We start from the raw sequence: 11,520 nt of genomic DNA, 5'->3' as shown, positions 1-11,520 counted from the left end.
CGGAAGCTAAGCCTGCCAGCGCCGATGATACTACCCACACGGGTGGAAAAGTAGGACACCGCCGAACACAAATTAAGAATCGCCCCCCACGTTTATGCGTGGGGGGCGATTCGCTTTATTACTCAATTCTTTTGGCAGTTATATCTCGATATTCAATGGGCCGGCGTCGGGATGATTATGTCGGCCGTGGTTGCTGCCAGTATCCTTTGCTCACAAGGGCGGGTAGAAAGGCACACGTGGTCGGAGACAGACAAGGCGACGCAGAGCGGCGCCCGCGGCGTGCATCGAACGACCGCGCATCGAGCAATTCAGGACCCCGACGTCCCCGCGATCAGCGTGGTCGTGATCAACAGGGCCGGGGCCAGCGCTCCGGCGCCCCACGGGTGTCCGGACCTGGCCGGGCCCGTTCGGCGCAGCCCACCGACGAGGCCGAGCCCAGAAATGACGGCCCGAAGTTGCCGGCTGATGTCGAAGCAAAAGAACTGGCTCCCGATGTCCGTCGGGAACTTGTCACCCTCGACAAGACCACCGCGGACTTCGTCGCGCGTCACCTCGTGATGGCCGGCAAGTTGCTCGACGAGGACCCGGAAACGGCCCTCGCCCATGCCCGATCGGCCCGTAATCGGGCGGGGCGGATCGCGGTGGTTCGTGAAGCCGTGGGAATCGCGGCGTATCACAGCGGAGATTGGGCTCAGGCGCTGGCCGAATTGCGTGCGGCCCGGCGGATGGGCAGTAAGTCGGCGTTGTTGCCGATGATCGCGGACTGCGAACGCGGTGTGGGACGGCCCGAGCGGGCGTTGGAGTTGGCCCGCAGCGACGAGGCTGCCGCGCTGACGGGCGAAGACGCCGATGAGCTGCGCATCGTGACAGCCGGCGCCCGATCGGATCTCGGCCAGCTCGAACAGGCATTGGCCATCCTGTCCACCCCACCGCTCGACCCGACCGCACTCGGACCGACGTCCGCCCGGTTGTTCTACGTCTACGCCGACACCCTGCTGGCACTGGGCCGCCGGGACGAGGCGTTGCAGTGGTTCCTCCACGCCGCGCATGCCGACCTCGAAGGCATCACGGACGCCGAAGACCGGATCACGGAGCTTTCCTGACGTGACGGCGCTTGCACGGCAACATGATTGCCTGCTGCTCGATCTCGATGGCACGGTCTTTCGTGGCCACGCGCCCACGTCGGGCGCGCTGGACAGCCTGGCCGCGGTATCGGCCCGGGTGCTGTACGTGACCAACAACGCCTCACGTGCTCCCGGTCAGGTCGCCGGACATCTTCGCGAGCTCGGGTTCACTGCGGACGCCGACGATGTGGTGACCAGTGCCCAGAGTGCGGCGCACTTGCTTGCCGCGCATTTGCCGGCTGGCTCGGTGGTTCTCGTGGTGGGGGCGGAGGCCCTTGCCGATGAGGTACGCAATGTCGGCCTGCACCCGGTACGGACATTCGACGAGGGACCGGTCGCGGTGGTGCAGGGGCACTCCCCGGACACCGCGTGGCCGAATCTGGCCGAGGCCGCGCTGGCGATCCGCGCGGGGGCGTTATGGGTGGCCGCCAACGTGGATCTGACCCTGCCGACCGAACGCGGCCTGCTTCCGGGCAACGGCTCGATGGTGGCCGCGCTGCGCGCCGCGACCGAGCGGGAACCGCTGGTGGCCGGAAAGCCGCAACCGACATTGATGAACGACGCACTGGGCCGCGGATCGTTCACCGCGCCACTGGTGGTCGGTGACCGGCTCGACACCGACATCGCCGGTGCCGTCGCCGCCGGACTGCCGAGTCTGATGGTGCTCACCGGCGTCAGTACCGCCGGTGAGGCCGTACATTCGGTGCCGGCACAGCGTCCCGACTTTCTGGCGGCGGATCTGCGCGGACTGCACACCGATGCCGATGTCCTGCGGATCGCGCCACAGGACGCGTGGCGGGTCGACATCGACACGTCCACGGTCACCGTGCATGCCACCGGCCAGCAGCCACAGGACGACCTGTCGGTGGTACGGGCCACCGCCCACGCGGTGTGGAGCGCGGAGGCCGACGGCGCTGTCACGGTGACGGGCGGGGACGACACCGCGCGCGCGGCGTTGCAACGATGGTCATTGCTGTCAGTGCCGGTCGATGAAGGTGTCATCGACTAGCGTGAGTGTCGCTATGACTACTGATCCCGACGAGCTACGCGCGCAGGTGGCTGCCGTCTTGGCCGACGTGCCGGATCCGGCCGCGGACCCCTCGGCCCTCGACGGCACGGACATCGACGTGGTGGCCGCGCGGCTGGAACAGGCCCATGATCTGCTCGTGGCCGCTCTCGAATCCGTCGACAGGGGACAACCGGGCGGACCGCAGGCGACCGGAAGGTGAGCGCAGGTGGCACGGCGCGCTCGTGTTGATGCCGAGCTGGTGCGACGCGGGCTGGCCCGATCCCGCCAGCAGGCCGCTGAGCTGATCGAGGCCGGCCGGGTCCGCATCGACGGGATGCCCGCGGCCAAGCCGGCGACCGCAGTGGCCTCAGATACCAACATCACGGTGCTCGCCACCGAGGAGCGCAGCTGGGTGTCGCGGGGTGCACACAAGCTGATCGGAGCGCTCGATGCGTTCGACGTCGCTGTCGAGGGACGGCGCTGTCTGGATGCCGGGGCCTCGACCGGAGGTTTCACCGAGGTGCTGCTCGATCGCGGCGCGGCCGAGGTGGTGGCCGCCGACGTCGGCTACGGGCAGTTGGCCTGGTCGCTGCGCTCGGACGAGCGCGTACATGTACTGGAACGCACGAATGTGCGGGAGCTGACGCCCGAGGCGATCGGCGGACCGGTGCAGCTGATCGTGGCTGACCTGTCGTTCATCTCGCTGGCCACCGTGCTCCCGGCGTTGACTGCCTGTGCCGCCACCGACGCCGATATCGTTCCGATGGTGAAACCGCAGTTCGAGGTCGGCAAGGATCGAGTGGGCGCCGGTGGCGTCGTCTCCGATCCGGAGCTGCGGGTCGACGCGGTGTGTACGGTCGCCCGCAAGGCGGCCACCTTGCAGTGGCATGCTGTCGATGTGACGGCCAGCCCGCTCCCGGGGCCATCGGGCAACGTCGAATATTTTCTGCACCTGCGTACCGGGACCGACCGCGCACTGGAGGGCGAGATGCTCGAACAGGCGGTGCGGCGGGCGGTTGAGGAGGGCCCGCAATGACGCTTGAACGCACGATCCTGCTGGTGGTGCACACCGGCCGGGATGAGGCGACCGAAGTCGCCCGCCGGGTGGAGAAAGTGCTCGGCGACAACGGTATTGGCCTGAAGGTGCTCTCGGCCGAGGCCGTGGACCGTGGCTCGTTGCACCTGGCGCCCGACGACATGCGGGCGCTGGGTGTCGACATCGAGGTGGTCGACGCCGACGAACGGGCGGCCGAGGGCTGCGAACTCGTGCTGGTCCTCGGTGGCGACGGTACGTTCCTGCGCGCCGCCGAACTTGCCCGCAACGTCGAGATCCCGGTGGTGGGCGTCAATCTGGGCCGCATCGGCTTCCTGGCCGAGGCGGAAGCGGAGGCCATCGACCACGTGCTCGAGCGCATCATCGAGCGCGACTACCGCATCGAGGAGCGGATGACCCTCGACGTCGTCGTTCGATCGGGTGCCGACGTGGTGAACCGGGGGTGGGCACTCAACGAAGCCAGCCTGGAGAAGGGTCCCCGGCTCGGGGTGCTCGGGGTGGTGCTGGAGGTCGACGGTCGCCCCGTCTCGTCCTTCGGCTGTGACGGTGTGCTGGTGTCGACACCGACGGGGTCGACGGCTTACGCCTTTTCGGCCGGCGGCCCGGTGCTGTGGCCGGATCTGGAGGCGATCCTGGTGGTGCCCAACAACGCTCACGCGCTGTTCGCCCGCCCGATGGTGACCAGTCCGGTCGCCAACATCGCCATCGAGATCGAGGCGAGCGGCAATGACGCCCTGGTGTTCTGCGACGGCCGGCGCGAGATGGTGGTGCCGGCCGGCGGCCGCCTGGAGGTGACCCGCTGCGCGACGCCGCTGAAATGGGTACGGCTGGACTCGGCTCCGTTCACCGATCGGTTGGTACGCAAGTTCCGGCTGCCGGTCACCGGATGGCGGGGACAGTAGATCGCCGTGCTGTCAGAGATTCGTATCGAGTCGTTGGGCGCGATCAGCGCCGCCACCGCGGAATTCGACCGGGGGTTGACCGTGCTGACCGGTGAGACCGGTACCGGCAAGACCATGGTGGTGACCAGCCTGCATCTGCTCGGCGGGGCGCGCGCGGACGCCACGAGGGTGCGGTCGGGGTCTGATCGCGCGGTCGTCGAAGGCCGGTTCAGCACAAGCGAACTCGGCGAGGACGTATCGGTGCGGGTGGAGGACATCTTGGAGTCCTCCGGTGCCGAGCGCGATGACGACGGCAGTGTCATCGCGGCCCGCTCGGTGAGCCGGGCCGGGCCGTCACGCGCGTACCTGGGTGGGCGCAGTGTGCCGGCGAAATCGTTGAGCAACTTCACCGCCCAGGTGTTGACGCTGCACGGGCAGAACGACCAGTTGCGATTGATGAGGCCCGACGAGCAGCGGGCCGCGCTGGACCGGTTCGCCGAGGTGGACAAGCCGCTGACCCGATACCGCCGGGCCCGTGAGGAGTGGCTCGAGGCGCGTCGGGATCTGGCCGACCGTCGTCATCGCGCCCGGGAACTCGCCCAGGAAGCCGACCGGTTGAGCTTCGGAATCCAGGAGATCGACGCGGTCGCACCACTTCCCGGTGAGGACGAGGCGATCATCGCCGACATCCGCCGGCTCTCGGAGCTCGACGCGCTGCGCGATGCCGCCCAGACGGCCCGGCTGGCGTTGTCCGGTGAGCTCGAAGAGCCGACGCCGGAGTCGATGTCGGCGGCCGACGGGGTGGGCCGGGCGCAGGCAGCATTGGAGGCCACCGATGATTCGGCGCTGCAGACGCTGGGAGCCCGGTTGGCCGAGGCGATGGCGGTGATCGGTGACGTTTCCGGCGAACTCGGGGACTATCTGTCCGAATTGCCCAGCGATGCCAGCACTTTGGAGACCAAACTGGCGCGTCAGGCCGAGCTGCGCGCCCTGACCCGCAAGTACGCCGCCGACGTCGACGGGGTCTTGGAATGGTCACGCGAGGCCGCAGAACGGCTGGCTCAGCTCGACGTGTCCGAGGAGAGTCTGGCTGCCCTGGACCGCAAGGTCGCCGAGCTCGAGGCGCAGGTGGCCACGGCGGCGGCCGAACTGACCAAGGCCCGGACCCGGGCGGCCAAGGGGTTGGCGAAGGCGGTCACCGCGGAGTTGGCCGGGCTGGCCATGGCCAATGCGGTGTTCACGATCGGGGTGGCCCCGATGCCGGTACGCGCCGACGATTCGGCGCCGCTGACCATGCCCGACGGTGAAGTGCTGCATGCCGGGCACGACGGGGTCGACGCGGTCGAGTTCGGGTTCACCGCGCATCGGGGCGCCGACGTGCTGCCGCTGGCCAAGAGCGCCTCGGGCGGTGAACTCTCCCGCGTCATGCTGGCTCTGGAGGTCGTGCTCTCAGCGTCGACCGCGGGCACCACGATGGTGTTCGACGAGGTCGACGCCGGTGTCGGTGGGCGCGCGGCAGTTCAGATCGGGCGGCGCCTGGCTCGGTTGGCCCGCACCCATCAGGTGATCGTGGTGACGCACCTGCCTCAGGTCGCGGCCTACGCGGATGCGCATCTGGTGGTCGACAGTGGCAACGGCCGGGCCAAGTCCAGTGGCGTGCGGCGTATCGAGGACGAGGACCGGGTGGCCGAACTGGCTCGGATGCTCGCCGGTTTGGGGGAGTCCGACAGCGGCCGGGCACATGCGAGGGAGTTGCTGGAGGCCGCGCAGCAGGAGCGCGGCACACCCTGATCGCGCGGCGCATCGGGATTGTTACTGATGTGACTAAAGCAGACTTCTGAGGCTGGTGTTACGGCGCGCCTCCGCCGCCTGACCGGTGATCCCCGACAGAATCGGCGCATGAAGATGTCCACGCTGCTGACCCGCCATGCCAGTTCGCGTCCGGGAGTCACCGGCACTGCCCGGGTGGACCGCGACATCGATCGGCTGCTGCGGCGCGTCGGCCCCGGCGACATCGTGGTGCTCGACGCTCAGGACCTGGATCGGATCACCGCCGATGCGCTGGTGGAGGCCCAGATCGCCGGTGTCGTCAACGCCTCGCCGTCGATCTCGGGGCGCTACCCGAATCTCGGTCCCGAGGTGCTCGTCGCCAACGGCGTGGTGCTGATCGACGAGGCCGGGCCGGACGTTTTCAAGAAGGTCAAGGACGGCGCCCGGGTCCGGCTGCACAACGGCGGCGTCTACTCCGGTGACCGGCGCATCGCGCTGGGCACCGAACGTAACGACCAAGAGATCCACGAGCTGATGCATGACGCCAAGAGTGGCCTCGTGGCACACCTGGAAGCCTTTGCGGGCAACACCATCGAGTTCATCCGCAGTGAGAGCCCGCTGCTCATCGACGGCATCGGCATCCCGAACATCGACGTGGACCTGCACCGCAGGCATGTGGTGATCGTGGCCGAAGAGCCCAATGCCGCTGAGGATCTCAGGGCGCTCAAACCGTTCATCAAGGAGTACCAGCCGGTGCTGGTCGGGGTCGGCGTCGGCGCGGACGTACTGCGCAAGGCCGGATACCGGCCCGCGCTGATCGTCGGTGACCCGGACAAGATGAGCGTCGAGGTGCTGCGCTGCGGTGCCCAGGTGGTGCTGCCGGCCGACGCCGACGGCCACGCCGCCGGATTGGAGCGCATCCAGGATCTGGGTGTCGGTGCGATGACGTTCCCGGCTGCCGGGTCGGCGGCGGACCTGGCGCTGCTGCTGTGTGACCACCACGGGGCGTCGCTGATCGTCACCGCCGGCCACACCGCCTCCATCGAGGAGTTCTTCGACCGGTCGCGCCAGCGCAGCAACCCGTCGACGTTCCTGACCCGCTTGAAGGTCGGCGAGAAACTCGTCGACGCCAAGGCGGTGGCCACCCTGTACCGCAGCCGGGTCTCCGGTGGGGCAATCGCCCTGCTGGTGCTGGCGATGCTGGTGGCCGTCGTCGTCGCGCTGTGGGTTTCGCGTGCCGACGGCGCCGTCATCGACTGGGTCGTCGAGTACTGGAACCGCTTCACGCTCTGGGTGCAGGGCCTGGTCAGCTAAGCGATGGGTGAGCTGTGATCACGCTACGCGCACACGCGATTTCGCTGGCGGCGGTGTTCCTGGCGTTGGCCATCGGGGTGGCCCTCGGGTCGGGGCTGTTGTCCAACACCGTGCTGTCGGGCCTTCGGGACGACAAGTTGGACCTGCAGCATCAGATCGACACGCTCACCGACGGCAAGAACGCGCTGAACGAAAAGCTCAACGCGGCAGGGAAATTCGACGCTCAGATGGCACCGAGAATCGTGCGCGAGGCGTTGAAGGACAAATCGGTGGTGATATTCCGCACGCCTGACGCCGCCGACGGCGATGTCGAAGCCATGTCGCGGTTCGTCGGCCAGGCCGGCGGACGGGTGACCGGGACGATCGGGCTCACGAGCGAATTCGTCGAAGCCAACTCGGCGGACAAGCTGCTCTCGGTGGTCAACTCGCCGATCGTGCCGGCGGGCAAGCAACTGAGCACCGCGGCGGTGGACCAAGGCTCTCAAGCCGGTGACCTGCTGGGCATCACGCTCCTGATCGACAAGAACCCAGCCGCCGCACCCGTGGACGACATGCAGCGCCAGACCGTGCTCGCCGCATTACGCGACACCGGGTTCCTCAGCTATGACGATCAGCACATGTCGGCGGCCGACACCGCGCTGATCGTGACCGGTGGCGGGCTCGGTGATGACGGCGGCAACCGCGGTGCCACCGTGGCGCGGTTCGCCGCGGGACTGGCGCCCCACGGCGCCGGGACCGTGCTGGTGGGCCGTTCCGGGTCGGCCTCGGGCACTGGGCCGGTCGCGGTGACCAGGTCAGATGCGGGTCTGAGCGCCGCGGTCACCACCGTGGACGACGCCGACGCCAGCGCCGGCCAGCTCACCGCCGTGCTCGCGCTGAGCGACCTGGCGGGTGGCGGGAAGCCCGGCAAGTACGGCACCGGGCAGGGCGCCACGTCGGTGACCATCCCGCAGTAACGCCGGCGACCGCTTTGCTCGGTGCGGCGCGCCAGCGACGACTTGTCGTCGTCGGTGTTAAGGTGAACTTCCGTGGGTCGGCAGGCCACAGCTGGTTTATTGATTCCCTGCCCGTCGTCACGGAGGATGCTTTTGCCCGCCTTACGCAAGCACCCGCAAACCGCCACCAAACACCTCTTCGTCACCGGTGGCGTGGCGTCTTCACTCGGTAAGGGGTTGACGGCCTCGAGCCTCGGTCAGCTGCTGACCGCGCGGGGACTGCAGGTGACAATGCAGAAGCTCGACCCCTATCTGAACGTCGATCCGGGCACCATGAACCCGTTCCAGCACGGTGAGGTGTTCGTCACCGAGGACGGCGCCGAGACCGACCTGGACGTCGGCCATTACGAGCGGTTCCTGGACCGCGACCTGTCCCAGTCGGCGAATGTGACCACCGGCCAGGTGTATTCCTCGGTGATCGCCAAGGAACGGCGCGGCGAGTACCTGGGCGACACCGTGCAGGTGATCCCGCACATCACCGACGAGATCAAGAGCCGCATCCTGGCGATGGCTGAACCGGATGCGACCGGGCACCGCCCCGACATCGTGATCACCGAGATCGGCGGCACCGTCGGTGACATCGAGTCATTGCCGTTTTTGGAGGCCGCCCGTCAGGTGCGCCACGAAGTCGGCCGAGACAACTGCTTCTTCCTGCACGTGTCGCTGGTGCCGTACCTGGCCCCCTCCGGTGAGCTCAAGACCAAGCCCACGCAGCATTCGGTGGCCGCGCTGCGCAGCATCGGCATCACCCCGGACGCGCTGATCCTGCGGTGTGACCGCGACGTGCCCGAGCCGCTGAAGAATAAGATCGCCCTGATGTGCGATGTCGACATCGACGGCGTGATCTCCACCCCGGATGCGCCGTCAATCTACGACATCCCGAAGGTGCTGCACCGCGAAGAGCTCGACGCCTATGTGGTCCGTCGGCTCAACCTGCCCTTCCGCGACGTCGACTGGACCGAGTGGGACGATCTGCTGCGTCGCGTGCACGAGCCGCAGGAGACCGTCCGGATTGCCTTGGTGGGCAAGTACATCGACCTGTCGGATGCCTACCTGTCGGTTGCCGAGGCGCTGCGGGCCGGCGGGTTCAAGCACCGGGCCAAGGTGGAGATCCGCTGGGTGGCCTCCGACGACTGCGAGACCGAGAACGGCGCGGCCGCCGCGCTGGCCGACGTCGACGGGGTGCTCATCCCCGGCGGATTCGGCATCCGCGGCATCGAAGGCAAGCTCGGGGCGATCTCCTACGCGCGCAAGCGCGGCCTTCCCGTCCTGGGCTTGTGTCTGGGTCTGCAGTGCATCGTGATCGAGGCGGCGCGCTCGGTCGGAATCACCGACGCCAACTCTGCCGAGTTCGATCCGTCGACCGCCGATCCGGTGATCTCGACGATGGCTGATCAGGAGGATGCCGTCGCGGGTGAGGCCGATCTGGGAGGCACCATGCGACTGGGCGCCTACCCGGCCGTGTTGGAGGCGGGATCGATTGTGGCGCAGGCTTATCAGGCCACCGAGGTGTCAGAGCGTCACCGGCACCGCTACGAGGTCAACAACGCCTACCGGGATCGGATCGCCAAGAGCGGCCTGCGGTTCTCCGGCACTTCGCCGGACGGGCATCTGGTGGAATTCGTGGAATACGACGCGAAGATCCACCCGTTCCTGGTGGGTACCCAGGCCCACCCCGAGCTCAAGAGTCGGCCGACCCGTCCGCACCCGCTGTTCGCGGCGTTCATCGGGGCGGCGCTGGCGTACAAGGCCGAGGAACGACTGCCGGGCATGGACCTTCCCGAGCATTTCACCGAGGACGCCGGAGAAGCCGGAGACTCCGGCAGTGCTGCTGAGGAAGCCGAAAGCGCTTCTCTTGGGTGACCACGACTTCGACACGATAGCCAGCGAAACCGTCTACGTCGGAAGCATTTTGGCGTTGCGGGCCGACGAGGTCAGCATGCCGAACGACGGTTCGGCCCGCCGTGAGGTGGTGGAACACTTCGGCGCGGTGGCCGTGGTCGCGCTCGACGACGACGGCAATGTGGTGTTGGTGTATCAGTACCGGCACCCGGTGGGCCGTCGGCTCTGGGAACTGCCCGCCGGCCTGCTCGATCTCGGTGGTGAACGGCCGGAGGTGACCGCGGCCCGCGAACTGGAGGAGGAGGTCGGCCTGGCCGCCGCGCAGTGGCGTGTGCTGGTGGACCTGGTGTCCAGCCCGGGCTTCTCCGACGAGGGCGTGCGGGTTTTCTTGGCCACCGGCCTGACCGACGTCGGACGGCCCGATTCCGAGCATGAGGAAGCCGACCTGGTGGTCGAGCGCGTGCCACTCGACGAGGCGGTGAATCGAGTGTTCACCGGTGAGATCGTGAACTCGATTGCGGTGGCGGGCATCCTGGCGGCGCATGCCATGCCCGACGTGGGCACGCTGCGAACCGTCGAGGCCCCGTGGACCGATCGGCCCACAGCATTCGGGCGGCGCAAAGGCCGGCAATGACAACCCCGTCGCCGCTGCGCTCGGCCCTCGATGACCAACTCCAGGGCTATCTCGATCATCTGACGATCGAGCGCGGGGTGGCGGCCAACACCTTGAGCTCGTACCGGCGGGATCTGCGTCGGTACGCCGAACACCTGGCCCAGCGTGGGATCGATGACCTGGCCAAGGTGAGCGAGTCCGACGTCAGCGACTTCCTGATCGCGCTGCGCCGCGGGAATCCGGATGCCGGAGTCGCTGCGCTCTCGGCGGTGTCGGCGGCCAGGGCGGTGGTCGCTGTCCGCGGGCTGCACCGGTTCGCCGCCGCCGAGGGGATGACCGAACTCGACGTCGCGCGCGGCGTCAAACCACCCACACCCAGCCGTCGGCTGCCCAAGAGCCTCACCCTCGACGAGGTGCTCGCGTTGCTCGAGGCCGCCGGCGGGGACAGCGAGGCCGACGGCCCGCTGACCTTGCGCAACCGGGCCCTGCTGGAACTGCTGTACTCCACCGGCGCGCGCATCTCCGAGGCCGTCGGCCTCGATATCGACGACATCGACACCCAGGCGCGTTCGGTACTGCTGCACGGCAAGGGCGGCAAGCAGCGCCTCGTGCCGATCGGTCGTCCCGCGGTCAGTGCGTTGGATGCCTACCTGGTGCGGGGACGTCCCGATCTGGCCCGACGGGGGCGCGGTACTCCCGGGGTCTTCCTCAACGCCCGCGGCGGGCGGCTGTCCCGGCAAAGTGCCTGGCAGGTGCTGCAGGACGCGGCCGAGCGAGCCGGCATCACCTCGGCGGTGTCCCCGCACACGCTGCGGCACTCATTCGCTACCCACCTGCTCGACGGCGGGGCCGACGTCCGCGTCGTGCAGGAGCTGCCCGGCACTTTGCCGGGACAGCCGCCCGCCGCGGGCGTGGAGG

General features: G+C 68.3%; 11 protein-coding genes. All 11 read left to right on the top strand.

Annotated features, from left to right (window positions below):
• Window positions 1-236: 236 nt before the first annotated feature.
• Window positions 237-1,103, top strand: coding sequence for a tetratricopeptide repeat protein (locus tag A5733_RS08960; protein WP_076239862.1), 867 nt, complete (start codon window positions 237-239; stop codon window positions 1,101-1,103).
• Between the two features lies 1 nt (window position 1,104).
• Window positions 1,105-2,133, top strand: a complete 1,029-nt coding sequence (locus tag A5733_RS08955) for an HAD-IIA family hydrolase (RefSeq protein ID WP_076239861.1) — start codon at window positions 1,105-1,107, stop codon at window positions 2,131-2,133.
• 13 nt (window positions 2,134-2,146) lie between these two features.
• The gene (locus tag A5733_RS08950) at window positions 2,147-2,353 is read left to right on the top strand and encodes a hypothetical protein (RefSeq protein ID WP_067764156.1); all 207 of its coding nucleotides are present in this window, start codon (window positions 2,147-2,149) and stop codon (window positions 2,351-2,353) included.
• 6 nt (window positions 2,354-2,359) lie between these two features.
• Window positions 2,360-3,169: a TlyA family RNA methyltransferase gene (locus tag A5733_RS08945; RefSeq protein WP_076239860.1), complete on the top strand. Its 810-nt coding sequence runs from the start codon at window positions 2,360-2,362 to the stop codon at window positions 3,167-3,169.
• The gene (locus A5733_RS08940) at window positions 3,166-4,089 is read left to right on the top strand and encodes an NAD kinase (RefSeq protein WP_076239859.1); all 924 of its coding nucleotides are present in this window, start codon (window positions 3,166-3,168) and stop codon (window positions 4,087-4,089) included. The genes A5733_RS08945 and A5733_RS08940 overlap by 4 nt, the downstream gene beginning before the upstream one ends.
• 6 nt (window positions 4,090-4,095) lie before the next feature.
• Entirely contained in the window at window positions 4,096-5,859 is a 1,764-nt protein-coding gene (recN, locus tag A5733_RS08935) for a DNA repair protein RecN (RefSeq protein WP_076239858.1), read from the top strand.
• Window positions 5,860-5,967: 108 nt separating this feature from the next.
• The gene (gene steA / locus A5733_RS08930; RefSeq protein ID WP_076239857.1) at window positions 5,968-7,152 is read left to right on the top strand and encodes a putative cytokinetic ring protein SteA; all 1,185 of its coding nucleotides are present in this window, start codon (window positions 5,968-5,970) and stop codon (window positions 7,150-7,152) included.
• 14 nt (window positions 7,153-7,166) lie between these two features.
• The gene (locus A5733_RS08925) at window positions 7,167-8,108 is read left to right on the top strand and encodes a copper transporter (RefSeq protein WP_076239856.1); all 942 of its coding nucleotides are present in this window, start codon (window positions 7,167-7,169) and stop codon (window positions 8,106-8,108) included.
• A 126-nt stretch (window positions 8,109-8,234) separates the two neighbouring features.
• Window positions 8,235-10,010, top strand: a complete 1,776-nt coding sequence (locus tag A5733_RS08920; protein WP_142253874.1) for a CTP synthase — start codon at window positions 8,235-8,237, stop codon at window positions 10,008-10,010.
• Window positions 10,003-10,623 carry an NUDIX hydrolase gene (locus A5733_RS08915; RefSeq protein ID WP_076239855.1) on the top strand — a complete coding sequence of 207 codons (621 nt, stop codon included), beginning with the start codon at window positions 10,003-10,005 and terminating at the stop codon, window positions 10,621-10,623. Before A5733_RS08920 ends, A5733_RS08915 begins: the two co-directional genes overlap by 8 nt.
• A partial coding sequence (locus tag A5733_RS08910; RefSeq protein WP_076239854.1) for a site-specific tyrosine recombinase XerD occupies window positions 10,620-11,520 on the top strand: 901 nt, incomplete at its 3' end. The genes A5733_RS08915 and A5733_RS08910, both read left to right, overlap by 4 nt.

Source organism: Mycobacterium sp. NS-7484, from assembly GCF_001953975.1.
Classification (GTDB): Bacteria; Actinomycetota; Actinomycetes; order Mycobacteriales; family Mycobacteriaceae; genus Mycobacterium.
This window is presented reverse-complemented; position numbering and strand designations above follow the sequence as displayed.